A 15,024-nucleotide genomic window follows, 5' to 3' on the forward strand; every position below is an offset into this window, starting at 1 on the left:
CGCCCGCCCCTCCCCCAGTCGGGCGGCCGGCGCACTACGCTGCTCCGACGAGGGAGGACTTCCGCACCGCCCGCCTCGGCGATCGACGGACCGCCCCGACTCGACGCAGGCAGGGAGCGACAACCGGTGAGCCGCAACGGAACCGCCCGCACCAGCACGGGCGGGTTCATCCAACAGATCAAGCTCGACCCGGCATCGGACACCGGCCGCTACCCCTTCACCCTCCCCGTCGTCCGCCACCTCACCCGCCGCCGTGAACTGGATCTGCATCCGCAGGTGACGTTCCTGGTGGGCGACAACGGAACGGGGAAGTCCACCCTCATCGAGGCCGCCGCGGTCGCGGCCGGTTTCAACGCCGAGGGCGGCACCCAGTCGTTCCGCTTCGCCACCCGCGCGAGCGAATCGTCGTTGGGCGATCACCTGATCATGCGCTGGGGCATCAGGAAGCCGCGCACCGGCTTCTTCCTCCGCGCCGAGAGCTTCTACAACGTCGCAACGGAGATCGAGCGTCTCGAGGTCGGGCACGCCTACGGCGGGGTGCCGCTGCACGAGCGTTCGCACGGCGAGTCGTTCCTCGACGTGATGACCCACCGCTTCGGACCCGACGGCCTCTACGTCTTAGACGAGCCCGAGGCCGCGCTGTCGGTGCGCGGCTGTCTGGCGCTGATCACTCGCATCGGCGACCTGACCAGGCAGGGCTGTCAGTTCCTCATCGCGACGCACTCGCCGATCCTGTTGGCCGTGCCCGGTGCGCAGATCCTCCAGATCGACTCGGACGGCGAGATCGACGAGGTCACCTACGACGAGGCCGAGCCGGTGGCCCTGACCCGAGGCTTTCTCGCGCAGCCGGAAGGATTCCTGCGGCATCTGCTCGAGGAGTGAGGGCGGGCGCGGCAGGGGTGAGGTTCGAGTTCGGCCTACCGCACCAGTCAGAAGACGCAGGTTCCCTCCGGGATCGATCCGTTGGCCTGATAATCGACCTCGACCGCGATCGAGGACTCCTGTTTGATGCGTGCCGCCAACGCCCTGCCTCGTTCGGTCCAGGCGAGCTTCGCCTCGGCGGTCGGGAATGCGGAGTCCGGCGGATGGCCGGAATCGTAGATGTCCTGGTACTCCTCGTCCCACCGGGTCAGGTCTGCCACCAGCTCCGCACTGAGCCCGAGGTCCTCCCCCGCCTCGTCTACCAGGTGATTCATCCAGTTGCCATCTTGATCATGATAGAAGAAGGGGCCCTGCACGAACCCCGCCAGCAGGAGCACTTTCTTACCCATGCCGCCTCACTCTCTCTTCTGTCGCGGCCGAATTTTATGTCGTTTCTTCAACGGGTACGCTGTCACCAAGTAGCCGTTGCCTCCAATGACGATGACCACCCTTCTACTGGCGCCCCCAATCTCGATCTCATGCACCTCGCCTCCGTTTCCATAGTATCCCACCGGCTCTTCATTCTCAATTCTGTTAAAGATGAAGTCAATGATGCGATCGGCCGGGATTCCAATATCCTCGAAACTCTTCTTCCGCCCCGACTTCAATATGTGCTCCTGCCCAGATATCTCCGAATCCCCCGTCTCCAGCCAGACAAGATGCCCCGCCCGATGCCTGGCTATGCGAACGACCTCAGCAGTGTTGATCTTGGCCTTGTTGCGGCGGAGTTCCGCGATGCAGTCAGCGTAATGACGCTCGGCGGACGGCTGTTGCTGCGGCTCCGACGGCAAACGGGCAGGCGCCTGCGGAGATGCACGGTCAGGTTCGGGCGCCACGAGCGGCGAAACGTCGGCGACGCCGTGCCCGACGACAGCATGACAATAGGCGTCAATCACGTCCTGGGCCTGCCTGATGAGCAGCTGCGCAGCGCGCACATCCTCAGTTGCGGCCTGAACAGCATGGTCGGCTTGCTTGACCTCCTACTGCGCGGAACCGGCGGTCGCGGCGGCGAAGTGCGCAGCCCCGTCCGCGATCGCGGTGGCGGCGATGCCGGTTTCCACGCGCGCCTCACTCAGCCGAGCGTGCGCACGGCGAAGCGCAGCGAGCACCTCAGCGACGGACAATGACGGCCTCCTCACCTTGCGTGACATCATAGGGCGTGCGTCCGCTTCACCGACTCAGGTCGCACGCCCGCCGCAGACGACGTGCATTGCACGAGGCTTACCGGTAGGAGAGGCCAGATGCGCCGAGATCACCAGACCGAAGTCCGGGCTATCGTCGATACGATCCACTCAGGTGAGTTCCGTCCGATCCGCCGAGTCTCGCCGGACCGCCTACGAAGCGCGGTCTGGAGTTCGGGACAGCCGATCTGGAGTACGGACGAAAACCGACATCAGGTGGTCGCAGCTGTGGCGACCTCTCGCGAGACACCACCCGCCCACGTCGCTCATGTCCTAGGCCTGAGCGAGGATCGTCAGGTGTGGGTGCGTCGCCGTCGGTTCCTCGTCGACGACGAACCGGTGCAACTCGCAACCTCGTACTTTCCGGCCGATCTCGTCGACGGATCGACGATCACCGAGGCCGACACCGGACCCGGCGGCTCCTATGCCCGGCTCCGCGACCTCGGCCACGAACCCGTTCGTTTCCGAGAAGAGCTTCGTGCCCGGGTGCCCGACAGCGAGGAGGCAGCCGCGCTCGGTCTGACACAGGGGACGCCGGTCATCGTCATCGTTCGCACGGCCTACACGGATGCGGACCAGGCAGTCGAGGTCAACGAGATGACGCTGGACGCGAACGCCTACATCGTGGAGTACCGATTCTCGGCGCAGGACTGAGCACGCACCGACAGCACTGGGCACACGCTCGTCGGCGGGGTCCGCCGACCGCACCGCATCATGCGTACGCAACCGACCGGGCTCAGCTGCGTACGTCGAATCTGCCCGCCTTGACACCGGCTAGGAAGGCAGCGGACTGCACGCTGGTCAGCGACAGCATCCCAGCCTCCGGGGCCTTGCTGTCGCGGATGGCGAGATCGTCCCCGCCGAATAAGGCGACCTCGACGCACTGCCCACCACCACTCGCGGCGCCGCTGCGGCTCGACTTCCGCCACTGCCCTGCCGTCGAACGCCGTCCGGCCATGACACACCTCATCCGATAGCTCATCGATAGTCAGCCAGCGCTGACGACACCATCTTGAGCGAGTCTCCCGGCGACAATGCAATCGAGCTCAAGGCGGCGAAGCGCATCAAGCAGCGGCGGACGTCGTCGGAGGTCTCCAGGTACACGATACCGACCGTGCCGTCGACATATCCCACGTCAGAGGCCAGGTCCGGCAGCGACAAGACCATGAATGAGCCCTCCATCCCAGCGTGCGGTCCGACGCTGAACGGAACGATCTGGAGCACGACACCCAGTTCGTCGACAACCTCCACCAGTCGTTCGAGCTGACCACGCATCACCCGCCTGCCGCCGACCTGACAGCGCAGCACGGACTCGCTCAAGATCACCGAGAACTTCACCGGCTCCGGACGCAGAAGCACCTGTTGACGGACCATCCGAGCGGCGACGAGATGCTCCAGGACATCCGGCGGAGTCGCAGGTTCGATCGCCGACATCAAGGCGCGGGCATAGTCCGAGGTCTGGAGCAGACCAGGAATCAGGGCCAGTTCGAATCCTCGGATCTCCGTCGCCGCCGCTTCGAGCCCCACGAAGGTCTGGAACTTCTTCGGAATCGCGCTGGTCTGCCACCAACCCTTCTGCCGGGCCTCGCGAGCCATCTGCACCAGCGCCGCCGCCTCGTCCGCAGGCACGCCGTAGCCTGCGGTGAGCTGCTCGATCTCGGCGGGCTGCGGTGCGTAGAGCCGAGTCTCCAACCGCTGGATCTTGGATCGCGACCAGCGTGGTGAGCGCGGCTTCAGCCGATCGGCCGCCTCCTCGATGGTCAGGCCCGCAGCGTCTCGATAGTTCTTGCACGACTCGGCGACCTGCCAGAGCCGCAGCGTAGGACTGACTCCCGAGTTCACGTCGGCCACCCTCCTCGAATTGATCAAGCTTTACATCCATCGGAGTGAAGGATATGGGTTACCCATTGCCAATTATGGGTTTCCCAACTCAAGCTACGGTAACTCGACCGTATCAGGAAGATCGCTAACACGATCGGGTCACACGATCAAGGAGTGCACATGACCGAGCCCAACGCGAAGGACGAGACCTCCGCCAACGCCGCGACCACCTCCCGCGCAGCGACGTCAATTCGCCCCCTCTGCGACGAGGAGACGTTCGCCCGCATCCTCACCGAGATCGTCGCCGACGAGGCACCGCGACTGTTCGCCGTCGTCCAGGAGTACGGCGAGCGCGCCGACGCCCGCATCGCGGCCTGGGGATTCGCCTTTCCAGGCCATGCCGAGCTGGTCTCCACCGACCACACCTGCCGCATGGTCCTGGAGAGGCCGGAGAACGCCCTGCGCGGTTTCCGTCGCGAGGACGACCACATCGACGCCCGCATCGTCTGGCATGACCCCGCCAGGGTCACCGCCCTCGACGAGAACGACGAGAGTGAAGAATCCGACGCCGCCTGAATCATTCCGAACGCCGACACACCGGAAAAGACGACTGAGTGGGCCGTTCGGTCAGGGGAAAGACCGAGCGGCCCACTCAGGAATCGCTGCGGGAGGCCGAAGACACGCCGGGCGCCCCGGCGGTGCTCAGCCGCCGACCTTTCACCTCACCCGCCCGCCGCCACCCGCCCCGACTCGCCGAGCAGGTCCGCCACCCATCGGCACGCCGCGCCCAGCTCCGACACCCTGCCGCGCGCCGCGACCACGCCGTCCGGGCGCAGCAGCACGAACGCGGTCCGGCCGCAGCCCGGCAGCCGCGACCACACGCCCCGCGCGGGCAGCACCCGCACCGAGGGCGCCGGAGCCGGGCAGGGCACGCCCTCGGTCAGCAGCGTCCAGCTGGTGTCGCGCTCCTCGTCCCGGTGCGACAACAGGATCGGCCCCGCCGCAGTGCCGACCCGCAGCGCTCCCCGATCCTCGTTCGCCGCCGGGCGCAGCAGCGCGCTCGACTCCGCCGGGCGGTACCGCCACCGCCGTCCCGCCATGATCGGCAGGTAGCCGCGCTCGATGAGTCCGACCCGGTCCGCCGCGCGAAACAGCAGGTCGCGCCCGGCCACCACGGCCGGGTTGCGCGCCATCCACGCCTGCGTCTGGATGTCGGTGTCGCGCACCACCTGCGCCGCCACCGCGTGCCGCTCGGGCCCGTAACTTTCCAGCAGCGTCATCGGCGCCGCGCCCCGGATCACCGAGGCGAGCTTCCAGGCGAGGTTGTGTCCGTCCTGAAGACCGGTGTTGAGCCCCTGTCCGCCCGCCGGGCTGTGCACGTGGGCGGCGTCGCCCACCAGGAAGACCCGGCCGAGCTGGAAGCGGTCGGCCTGCCTGCGGTGGACGCGGAATCCGCTGAGCCACTGCGGATCGACGAGCCGCAGGTCACCGGGGCCGCGCTCGTCGACCAGTCGTTGGATCAGCGGCAGGTCCACCTCGCCGGTCTGCTGCTCGGCTGGCGCGCTGGCGAAGAAGCGGAACAGGCCGTCGGGCAGCGCCACCACCACCAGCACCCCCGAGGGCGACTGGAAGTAGTGCGCCTCGTCCGACGCCAGGTCGCCCTCCACCCGCGCATCGCCGAGGACGAACCGGCTGGCATAGGTGGAGCCGGTGAAGGCGAGGCCGAGCTGCGCGCGCACCGCGCTGCCCGCCCCGTCCGCGCCGATCAGCCAGTCGGCCGTGCAGCGTTCCACCGTGCCGTCGGCGTGCTCCAGGACGGCGGTGACCCCCTCGGTGGCGGCCGGGTCGCCGGAGAAGTCCATCCGATCCAGCACGAGCAGCCGGCTGCCGTACTCGATGCGGCCGCCGAGACCGGCGAGGGTCTCGCGCAGGATGTCCTCGGTGTAGCGCTGGGGCAGCGCGCGGGCGGCCAGCTCCGACGGGAAGCGGACGTCGGCGAGCTGCCGTCGCGAGGAGTAGTAGCGGAAGGAGTTGATGCGCACGCTGTGCTTCTCCACCGCCGGACCCGCTCCGAGGTTCTCGAAGACGTCGACGGTGCGCGGCCACAGCAGCAGGGCCTTCGAATAGGTGACGGGGGCGGGTGCGGCGTCGACGAGCCGCACCCGGACGCCCCGCCGGAGCAGTTCGCAGGCGGCGAGCAGGCCGCTCGGACCCGCTCCGATCACCAGTACCTCGGGGTGTGCAGAGACGTCCATCGTGGATCTCCTTCCCGCCGGGTCGGCCGGCCGAGTCTCGCCTTCGTGCGGTGCTCGTCGTGACTTCTCTGTTCTGCGAGCCGCCGAGCGGCCCGGCCGAGCGATCCGGCCGGGCGGGCTCGCAAGGCGGTGCGCCGTCTCTCCCCCGCGCCGGGTGCAGGGGAGAGACGGCGTCGCGCACCAGACGCGGCGGGACGCGCGCCCGGTGCCGGGACGCCTGCCGCCTCGGCAGGCGCGCGTCGACCTCGTTCGGCATTCCGGCCCGGTCGCGGCACCGTGAAGTCCGTGCCACGCCGCAGGGGCGCGTGGCGCGTCGGATCGGGCGGACCCTCGGTTCCCGGCCGAACCGGATCGCGGGCTCGTCGGCGGGCACCGAGGCCCGCCCGGGGTCGGGCTCGGCCACGCCGGAGCAGGCCTGCGGGCCCCCGGCACGGCCGACGAAGGCCGATCACCACCGCAGCAGCGCGAACCCCATCGCCATCCCGCCGCCGAAGCCCGCCATCAACACCAGGTCGCCTTCGGCGATCTTCGGAGCCGCCTCGGCGAGGGTGATCGGAATGGATGCCGAGCCGGTGTTCCCGTAGCGCTGGACACTCTGATGGACGACCGCCGAGGGCAGCCCGAGCCGAGGGAACAGGTCGTCCATCATCCGGCCGTTGGCCTGGTGGGTCACCAGATGCCGCACCTCAGAGGGCGCCACCCCGGCATCGGCGAGGAACTCCGCCAACGCCGAGGGCACCCGCTCCTCCACGAAGGACCGGACGCCGCGTCCGTCCATGGTGAACCAGTGCTGTCCGGCTCGAACGGAGTCCACCGAGGCGGGAATCCTGCTTCCGCCCGCAGGCACCCGGATGAGCTGGTTCTCCGACCCGGAGCTGAGCAGCCGGATCGACTGCACACCCCGGCCGCCGGGCACCGAGCCGAGGACGGCGGCGCCCGCGCCGTCGCCGAACAGCACGGCGGTCTTGCGGTCGGCGGGGTCCAGGATGCGGGAGTAGACGTCGACGCCGATGACCAGCACGAGACCGCCGGTGGCCGCGAGCATGTCCCGGCCGACGCCGAGGGCGAAGACGAATCCGCTGCAGACCGCGTTGAGGTCGAAGGCGGCGGCGGAGGTGGCGCCGAGCCGCTCCTGAACGAGGCAGGCCGTGGGCGGCTGCGGGTGGTCCGGGGTCGACGTGGCGAGGACGATCGCGGTGAGGTCCTCGGCGCGCACGCCCGCCTGGGCCAGGGCCGTGCGCGCGGCGTCGGTCGCCAGGTCGGAGGCGGCCTCGTGCGGGGCGGCGCGGCGACGTTGCCGGATACCGGTCTTGCGCTCGATCCAGCCGGCGTCCACTCCGGCGGGCAGGGCGACCTCTTCGTTGGTGACGAGCCGTTCCGGCAGGTAGGCGCCCCAGCCCAGCGTCCCGATCTCCGTCGTGAGGCGATCGGGCAGGGTTCGGGAGGGCAGGGTCATGGTCATCGGTGGTCCTCCAGCTCATCGAGTTCGTCGAAGGCGAGCGGATCGAGCCCGTAATCGTGGGGAAACGACGGATGCTGCCGCCCGGGGAGGTCGGCACGGACGACGGCGAGTCGTCGCGGCGGCTCGGCGGCCGGTCGGGGAGCATCGGAACCAGTGCGCCGAGAGGCGCCTGCCCCGGGCCGTCGAGCCGAGCCCGCGGCACCCGCCGAGTCGGCGTCCGACGATCGCGCCGGGATCGAGATCGGCAGCGCCGCCGAGCCCGCCGCCCGTCGTCGGACACCCGCCACCGACTTCCGGCGGCTCGACCGGGCTGGGCCGAGCGACCAGGCCGCCACCGCACAGCCGCACCCGCAGTGCTCGGTCTCGGTCACCACAGAGCGCGCTGCATCCGGGCCCAGCCTGCCCGGTCGGCGTGCTCGGCAAGCTTCTCGTCCGGGTGCACCGCGACCGGATGGCCGACCAGCTCCAGCAGCGGGACGTCGCTGATGTGGTCGGCGTAGCCGAAGCTCAACGGCAGGGCGAGGCCCTCGGCCGCCGCCAGCTCACGCAGCGCGGCGGGTTTGCCCGCGCCGATCAGGCTCCGGGTGATCTCCCCGGTGTGGATGCCGTCGGCGTCGACCACGGGCTCCGTGCACAGGACGTGGTCGATGGCCAGCGCCTCCCGCAGCGGATCGAGACAGGCGCCGAACGACCCGGACACCGCGACGACGACATGGCCCGCCAGCCGATGCCGGAGGAGGCCTGCCACGACCACCGCGTTCACGAAGCCGCTCTCGGCCCGGCGCAGGGCGAACCAGCGGCGCCCCAGCTCGGCGAGCCGGTCGGCCCGCTCCCCGGTGTAGACCCGGTAATAGCGCCGGTTGAGCTGCTCGCGCGGCTCGCGGTCCGCGCCGAGTGCGGTCTGGAACTCGGCGAGCCGCCGTGCCTGGTCCGAGTCCGGTGGGATCTCGGTCTCGGCGAGATAGAACCGGAGGAAGTCCACCATGCTCTTGACCGACAGCAGGGTCTCGTCGACGTCGTAGACGGCGGCGATCTTCGGGGCCCGAGTCATGAGGTCACCCCCACCGGCTCGGTCGCGGCCGCCCTGGCGCGCAGGTACTCGTGCACGGCACGGCGGGCGCGTTTCGTCTCGGCCGCCTCGATGCGGCTCTGGTCGTAACCGCCGAATCGCACCGTGGCGTCGGCGGCGCAGACCTCGTTCTGCAACACCCGCATCCGCATCCGATAACCGGCCCGCGATTCGTCGGAGAGGTCCTCTTCGAGGATCTCGCAATGAATCGAGGCGGGCAGTGGAAAGAGGAAGGACTGGAAGGTGATGTCGATCGAGTCCCACACCACATAGAAGTCCCGATGGCTGTTGTGTCGGCCATAGGCCGTCTCGAAGACGGCGATGAACATCTGGCGCATCGCCTCGATGATCACCAGTCCCTGAACGTGCTGGCCGGTCTGGTGATCGCCGAACAGCTCGTTGTCGGCGTGCAGCCACAGCCCGGCGGTGTAGGCGTCGGAGCCGGTGCGGGTGAGATCGGCGAGCAGGACGTTGGGTTCCCGCTGCTTGTGGACGATGTCTCGTCCCAACCGGGGCGAGACCGGCGGCACGATCTCGGTCCCCGCGGCCTGCCGCTTGTTCAGCTCCTCCCGCAGGTAGTCGAGTTCGAACTGCGACACCCCCTGCACCGCGAGGACCCGCTCGGGAACGGGTCCGCCGCGACGCAGCGACGCCACGAACTGGCTGACGGTCTGTACTTCCTCGATCTTGGTGAGCGCGACGAATCGGTCGCCGACGACGCAGGCCTCCCGGCGTGCGGGAATCGCCGTGTCGCCGATGATCGCGGAATCTCGGGCAGGGTTATATGCGGATTCGGCCATCTCTTCTACTCCTTGACACGTCACATCGCCGATGCACTGTGTGGAGTGCATCGGTGATGAATCGTCTCGCGCACGGACGGCGGGAGATCCGATGAACCGCACGGTTCATCGGCGGTCCACCATGGATTCTCGGCACCGATCGGACATCAGCCGGTGAATCAGCAGCCGTCGACCACGCGAGAAGACCGCGTACCTCGACAGCCGCACCCCAGTCGGATCGACATGCCCTGCACCGCCGGGAATGCCCGGCCGCCACCACGCAGTGACTCGTCGATCCGTGAACAGCTTCGGGTCGGTCGCATTCCTCGATGAGGAACGACCGTCGCCCGACGGGCTTCGTTGCCCGATACCTCTGATCATGCCGGGGATCGGGCCAGCGCGGCAGTGCCAGATCGTCTCGGTCGTGATGCGTTCGTGGCATAGCCCACTCGACCGAATTCACTGCGCTGAACGGCGGATCGGCGTTGCGACTCGCGGGCACCATCCGCCATGACGGCACGGGCGGGGTGGCCGACGACCTGACCGAGCCCGCAGGCCTGGCGGACTGGCTCGCGGAGAACCACGACCTCCTGCACGACGTCGTCGACCCGGCGAGCTTCCGCGCCGACGAAGGGGCCCGCTCGGCCGTCGTCGCCCTGCGCGCGGCGACGGGTGCCCTGCTCGCACGCAGCGTCCCCGGCGCGCCCTCTCGCGCCGACGCCCACCGGCTGCTCCCCGTGGCCGAGGCGGTCGAGCGCATCAACACCGCGGCGGCGCTCGCCCCCGTCGCACCGGCCCTGAGCTGGCCCGACGACGGACCGCCCACGGCGCGGCGCCGCCCGATTCAGCCCGATGCCGTGACCCGACTGGCGGGAGCGCTCGCGGCGGCGGCGATCGACTTCCTTACCGGACCGGATCGCGAGCGCCTCCGGGCCTGCCCGGCGCCGCGCTGCGTGCGCTACTTCCTCCAGTCCCACGGGCGACAGGAGTTCTGCAAGCCCGCGTGCGGCAACCGGGCTCGCGCCGCCCGGCACTACCAGCGCAGGCAGCTCCCGACGGAGAAGCCAGCGGCCGACTGAGTCGACCGGGCCGTCGCGCGAGGCCACTCCGAACGCCGTCCTCGGCCGGGCGCCGGGACGACGGACCGCGCAGTAGGCGGCGCGAGTCAGTCCTGTTCTTCTGCCTGCCGTCCCCGCTTGAACCGCGTCCGCAGTGCCGCGTCGACCTCGTCGAACTCCCGCCCCGCCGTCTCGGGAACCCGCCGCGCGACGAACCAGAAGCCGAGTGCGCAGATCACGGCGAAGATCCAGAAGGCCTGTCCCTGACCGATCGCGTCCACCAGCGGCAGGAAGCTGAGCCCGACGATGAAGTTCGACAGCCAGTTGACCATGGTCGACGCGCTCGATCCCACCGCCCGCACCGACGGCGGGAACACCTCGCCGATCAGCACCCAGAACACCGGCCCCATCCCGCAGGCGAAGGCGGCGATGTAGAGGACCATGAACACCAACGACAGCACCGGGCTGAGCCCGAGGGCGAAGCTCAGCCCCAGCAGCACGAGCGAGACGAACATGACCCCCAGGGAGACGAGCAGCAGCACGCGGCGGCCGGTCCGATCGATCAGTCGCAGCGCCACCAGGGTCATCAGGAAGTTGATCAGTCCGATGAACACCGAGTAGAAGATGGAGTTCGACGCCGTCAGCCCGGTCTGCTCGATGATCGTCGGCGCGTAGTAGATGATCGTGTTGATGCCGCCGAACTGCTGGACGGCGGCGAGCGTCAGACCGACGAGCAGCGCGGGTCGGACCGAGGCGTCCAGCAGGAGCCGCCAGCCGTGTCGGGTCTGCGTGCCCTCGGGATGCTCCTCGGCCTGGTCTCGATGCTCGACCCGCTCGACCAGCCGGTCTGCGGCCTCCTCGTCGGCGATCGAGATGATCAGCTTCCTGGCCTTGTCCGCCCGGCCGCGCCGGATGAGCCACTGCGGCGACTCCGGCAGCAGAATCGCGGCCAACACCAGCGCCACCGCCGGGACCAGCCCGGTACCGAACATCGCGCGCCAGTTCTCCGTCGAGGAGAACGCGAGGTCGACCAGGTAGGACGTGAGGATGCCCGTGGTGATCATGACCTGGTTGAGGCTGAGGATGCGGCCCCGGATCTCGGCGGGCGAGACCTCGGAGAGATAGATCGGCACGGTCGCCGAGGCCGCCCCGACGGCGAGGCCGAGCACGAGCCTGGCCGCCAGCAGCATCTCGTAGTCGACGGCGAAGGTCGCGATCACCGTCCCGATCACGAAGATGACCCCTTCCAGGCCGAGCGTCATCCGCCTGCCCAGCCGGTCGGCGGTGCGCCCGGCGACCAGTGCGCCCACGATCGCGCCGATGAGCAGCACGCTCACCACGCTGCCCTGTTCGAAGGAGCTGAGCTCGAACTCCTGCCGAATGAACAACAACGCGCCGGAGACGACCCCGGTGTCATAACCGAAAAGGAAACCGCCGATGGCGATCATGAATCCCCATCGCCAGACCTTGCGGTGACCTTCGGGAGAGATTCCCGAAAGCGGCCCCTCGGTACCCGGCTCGCGAGAGAAACCCTGTGCCATTCAACGTCTCCTGAGTGTCAACCCGGCGCGATGTTCGCTCCAGAGCGACCTCGCGTCCGCAGCTCTGAGCAGCGGTTCGCCACTCATCGTCACCGAGCCCGCTGCGGGCGGCAACAGATGCGAGACCGACTCAGAGCACCGTGCGACGAAGATCAGCAGGTCGGAAGTGTCTGTTCGGGAGTCGGCCGCGAGACTGTGCACCGAACGGGTGGACTTCTCCTGTCGAAGGGATCAGCCGCACCGCGCAGAATCGACGCGGAGAATCACCCCGGAAGTCGGTCTCGGGGACGCCCCGTCCCGTCCGCGTCGGCCGTGCCGCGAGCCCTCGACGTCCCGATGGATCGGTGCGTCGGTGACTGCCCCGCTGTCTCGGAGGATCGCGCCGACGGCGGTCCGATCGCGCACACCCGAGTCTTGAGTCGAGTGGCAGGCAGCGGCGGAGCGGCGCGTCCGCCGCCCCGGCGGCAGGGGCTCGACAGGGCAGGCCCGCCGCCACGACGTCACCAGTAGCTGAGCGTCGGCCGCCCCGGCCACGCCGGACGGGTCCTCGGTCCGCGCCCGCCCGCCGCTGTGTCGCCTGGCCCCGGTCGGAGATCGAATCGCGCACGCACAGCGCAGCAGGCTGATCAAGCCGGACCGGCTCCGACGCGCGTCAGCTCAGGCTGCGTCCGGACCGGTCGAGACGATAGCGACGAGCCAGCCAGGCAAACGCCCGCTCCACCTCCACGACCGTCAAGGCTCGGTGGACGAGGATGATCTCGGCGAGGTCGACGTCATGGCTGCTCGCGACTCCGCCCGTCGAGCTGTTCGCCAGGGTGAGGCCCGGCAGCCCGGTGATCGTGCCGCCCACGAAGCCTTCCGGCGGGAGCCCGTAGACGTGGTGTCGGGAGGCGGCGCCGTCGTGGACCTGCGCCATGAGCTGCCAGCCCGGTGAACCGCCGGTCCAGACCGGAGCCGCGTTCGGCGGACCGGTGCCGCCCGCGCCGGTGGTCTGGAATCCGTCAGTGTCCTGCCCGGTGATGTGTCCGAGCCAGACATACCGACCGGACCGGCCGCTGTAGACGTTGCCGAGGAGGTCCCTCGGCTGCCGCACCACCATGAGCACGCTGATCGGCAGGTCGTACTCGGCCGCCCAGTCCTCGGTCCGCAGCCAACGCCCTGCCGCCCGACTGCATTCGACATAGGGCTGTCGGCCCGGCCCGTCGACCCGCAGCAACGGGCGGGACGCGGGCAGCTCCTGGGCGAGCGGTGCCGTCTCCCGGCCCGCATGGGGCGCCCAGCGCGTGACCGGCGTCCCCGCGCCGCCTGCGAGAGTGCTCGCCCGCCATGCCGAGATCACGCCGGGCAGGGTCGCCGGATCACCGCCCGGCACTGGCTCCTCGGTGAGCACCGGGGCCGAGGCAGGCGTGATCGAGGCCGTGAGGGCAGCGCTGACCAGCTCGGCGAGCCAGCGATGACCGGCAGGGCCGATGTGGATGCGGTCGGGCACCAGCAGCCCCAGTTCGTCGGCGTCGAGGCCGACGGGCCAGTGCGGCGAGACGTCGAGGAAGGCGACGTCGTCGATCAGCTCGGCGATCTGGCGGAGCTGATCGCGGTAGGCCGACCACGGATGCAAGGGGGCCTGGGTGTCGGACCGCCGTGCGGCATGGACCAGCAGGATCGAGGGCCTGCGGGGGCAGGCCGTCCGCAGTCGCGCGACCAGGTCGGCGACCTGGGCCCGGTAGTCGGCGGGCTGCACTCCGACGGAGTAGTCGTTGCTGCCGACCACGAGCACGATCAGGGCGGGATCGAGCCGTCCGATCCTGCGACACATCTGGCCGAGTTCCGGCGACCGGCCGTAGGACGACGCCCGGGTCCCGCCTCGGCCCGCGTTGTAGGTCTCGATGCCTCGGCCGTGCGGGGCGCGATGGGCGTAGGCGCCGTTGACGATCACGGCGCCCCGGGTGCTGATGCTGATGACGTGGTCGGCGCGGGGCAGCAGCGGCGACAGCCAGCTTCCGTCGGCCCGCCGAGACGATCCGGCGGCGTCGGGAACGACCGGATACGCGCTGTCGTCGATCCACACCGTGAACTCGGTGGCACCGACGCCCTGCATGAAGTGCACGGTGATCCGATCGCAGTCGGGCAGCGTCCGCCGGATCTCGTCGCCCGAGATCAGTTTCACCGAGCGCAGCGCGAGATCGGCGAAGACGATCTCCGGGTGGCCGAGCATCGTCCAGCCGCCGATCCCGGTGACCGGGTAGTGCGTGCCCGGCTCGCCGAGCGTCCGGCCTACCAGCGCCGCCGCGGTGCCCTCCTGAGTGCGCGCACCCTCGCCGCCCACGGTGGACGAGCCGATCCAGACGATGCGCACCGGCTCGACGTCGGCGAACATCCGTCTGCGTCGCCACTCCCACAGGCCCGGCGTCAGCACGCCGCCTGTGACGTCGAGTTCCTCATCCGTCGGCTCGTTCATCCCGCGCGGCCGTCCATGCTGCTCCCGCCCTCGGCGGCGTCCGCGCCCGGTGCGGGGTCCGTGGTCTGCGCGCCGTTCTCCACCGTCGCGGGCTGCGCGGCGGCGGGGGTCGGCACCGCATCCGGAGTCGCGGGCCCTGCACTGCTCGGGGCCGCCGCGTAGGACGGGGCCCGGCTCGAGCCGAAGAGCACCCGGACCAGCCAGGTCGGCAGCCGGGACTCCAGCCAGCGCGCGACGGCGTACCAGCCCGCGATGGTGAGGCCGACGAGTAACGGCCCGAGGTCGGCGGCGGCCTCGGCGATGCCGTCTGGCAGGCCGAGGCTCACCAGCCAGGCGAGAATCGATCCCCACCACACCGGGATCACGGTCCGGATCAGCGACACGACTCGATCAGACATCGGCACTCCCCTCGGCGGTGATGCGCGAGATCAAGTGTTCTCGCGCTGTCGATCAACCGACAAGGTCATTGACCTGTTTGCGCA

At 69.6% G+C, this 15,024-nt stretch carries 16 protein-coding genes; 5 read left to right on the forward strand and 11 right to left on the reverse strand.

Features of this window, described 5'->3' with window-relative positions; genetic code table 11:
- Nucleotides 1-126 precede the first annotated feature (126 nt).
- Complete coding sequence (locus tag UA75_RS23375; protein ID WP_157434386.1) at nucleotides 127-882, forward strand: AAA family ATPase; 756 nt, start codon at nucleotides 127-129, stop codon at nucleotides 880-882.
- A 47-nt stretch (nucleotides 883-929) separates the two neighbouring features.
- Here the strand turns inward: UA75_RS23375 and UA75_RS23380 are convergent, their stop codons facing one another.
- Nucleotides 930-1,271 (reverse strand): hypothetical protein, encoded by a 342-nt coding sequence (locus UA75_RS23380; protein WP_157434387.1) that lies wholly within the window; start codon nucleotides 1,269-1,271, stop codon nucleotides 930-932.
- 129 nt (nucleotides 1,272-1,400) lie between these two features.
- On the opposite strand from UA75_RS23380, the gene UA75_RS33365 reads away from it, so the two are divergent.
- Nucleotides 1,401-2,048, forward strand: coding sequence for a hypothetical protein (locus tag UA75_RS33365; RefSeq protein WP_157434388.1), 648 nt, complete (start codon nucleotides 1,401-1,403; stop codon nucleotides 2,046-2,048).
- Nucleotides 2,049-2,330: 282 nt separating this feature from the next.
- The gene (locus UA75_RS23390) at nucleotides 2,331-2,756 is read left to right on the forward strand and encodes a GntR family transcriptional regulator (protein WP_075742097.1); all 426 of its coding nucleotides are present in this window, start codon (nucleotides 2,331-2,333) and stop codon (nucleotides 2,754-2,756) included.
- Between the two features lie 82 nt (nucleotides 2,757-2,838).
- On the opposite strand, the gene UA75_RS23395 is transcribed toward UA75_RS23390, so the two are convergent.
- Together UA75_RS23395 and UA75_RS23400 are read right to left on the reverse strand one after the other, a co-directional pair.
- Nucleotides 2,839-3,060: a DUF397 domain-containing protein gene (locus UA75_RS23395; protein WP_232237380.1), complete on the reverse strand. Its 222-nt coding sequence runs from the start codon at nucleotides 3,058-3,060 to the stop codon at nucleotides 2,839-2,841.
- A 20-nt stretch (nucleotides 3,061-3,080) separates the two neighbouring features.
- Nucleotides 3,081-3,944: a helix-turn-helix domain-containing protein gene (locus UA75_RS23400; protein WP_075744119.1), complete on the reverse strand. Its 864-nt coding sequence runs from the start codon at nucleotides 3,942-3,944 to the stop codon at nucleotides 3,081-3,083.
- 159 nt (nucleotides 3,945-4,103) lie between these two features.
- Between UA75_RS23400 and UA75_RS23405 the strand changes: the two genes are divergently transcribed.
- Complete coding sequence (locus UA75_RS23405; protein WP_232251116.1) at nucleotides 4,104-4,499, forward strand: hypothetical protein; 396 nt, start codon at nucleotides 4,104-4,106, stop codon at nucleotides 4,497-4,499.
- A 146-nt stretch (nucleotides 4,500-4,645) separates the two neighbouring features.
- Here UA75_RS23405 and UA75_RS23410 read toward each other — a convergent pair whose 3' ends face one another.
- From UA75_RS23410 to UA75_RS23430, 5 genes are all read right to left on the reverse strand, one after another.
- Nucleotides 4,646-6,178, reverse strand: coding sequence for an FAD-dependent monooxygenase (locus tag UA75_RS23410; protein ID WP_075742099.1), 1,533 nt, complete (start codon nucleotides 6,176-6,178; stop codon nucleotides 4,646-4,648).
- 448 nt (nucleotides 6,179-6,626) lie between these two features.
- Nucleotides 6,627-7,640: a 3-oxoacyl-ACP synthase III family protein gene (locus tag UA75_RS23415; protein ID WP_075742100.1), complete on the reverse strand. Its 1,014-nt coding sequence runs from the start codon at nucleotides 7,638-7,640 to the stop codon at nucleotides 6,627-6,629.
- Complete coding sequence (locus UA75_RS23420) at nucleotides 7,637-8,011, reverse strand: hypothetical protein (protein ID WP_157434389.1); 375 nt, start codon at nucleotides 8,009-8,011, stop codon at nucleotides 7,637-7,639. Before UA75_RS23420 ends, UA75_RS23415 begins: the two co-directional genes overlap by 4 nt.
- Complete coding sequence (locus tag UA75_RS23425; protein WP_075742102.1) at nucleotides 8,008-8,691, reverse strand: HAD family hydrolase; 684 nt, start codon at nucleotides 8,689-8,691, stop codon at nucleotides 8,008-8,010. The genes UA75_RS23420 and UA75_RS23425 overlap by 4 nt, the downstream gene beginning before the upstream one ends.
- A complete protein-coding gene (locus tag UA75_RS23430; protein WP_075742103.1) occupies nucleotides 8,688-9,509 on the reverse strand; it encodes an AfsA-related hotdog domain-containing protein in 822 nt (273 codons plus the stop codon). Before UA75_RS23430 ends, UA75_RS23425 begins: the two co-directional genes overlap by 4 nt.
- A 464-nt stretch (nucleotides 9,510-9,973) precedes the next feature.
- Between UA75_RS23430 and UA75_RS23440 the strand changes: the two genes are divergently transcribed.
- Nucleotides 9,974-10,567, forward strand: a complete 594-nt coding sequence (locus UA75_RS23440; protein WP_198044198.1) for a CGNR zinc finger domain-containing protein — start codon at nucleotides 9,974-9,976, stop codon at nucleotides 10,565-10,567.
- An 86-nt stretch (nucleotides 10,568-10,653) separates the two neighbouring features.
- On the opposite strand, the gene UA75_RS23445 is transcribed toward UA75_RS23440, so the two are convergent.
- The 3 genes from UA75_RS23445 to UA75_RS23460 all read right to left on the reverse strand — a co-directional run bounded on the left by UA75_RS23445 (nucleotide 10,654) and on the right by UA75_RS23460 (nucleotide 14,940).
- Nucleotides 10,654-12,087 carry a sugar porter family MFS transporter gene (locus UA75_RS23445; RefSeq protein WP_075742106.1) on the reverse strand — a complete coding sequence of 478 codons (1,434 nt, stop codon included), beginning with the start codon at nucleotides 12,085-12,087 and terminating at the stop codon, nucleotides 10,654-10,656.
- 652 nt (nucleotides 12,088-12,739) lie between these two features.
- Entirely contained in the window at nucleotides 12,740-14,542 is a 1,803-nt protein-coding gene (locus UA75_RS23455; protein ID WP_075742108.1) for an SGNH/GDSL hydrolase family protein, read from the reverse strand.
- Complete coding sequence (locus tag UA75_RS23460; protein WP_075742109.1) at nucleotides 14,539-14,940, reverse strand: hypothetical protein; 402 nt, start codon at nucleotides 14,938-14,940, stop codon at nucleotides 14,539-14,541. Before UA75_RS23460 ends, UA75_RS23455 begins: the two co-directional genes overlap by 4 nt.
- Nucleotides 14,941-15,024: the final 84 nt, after the last annotated feature.

The sequence above is a fragment of the Actinoalloteichus sp. GBA129-24 genome (assembly GCF_001941645.1).
Taxonomy (GTDB): domain Bacteria; phylum Actinomycetota; class Actinomycetes; order Mycobacteriales; family Pseudonocardiaceae; genus Actinoalloteichus_A; species Actinoalloteichus_A fjordicus.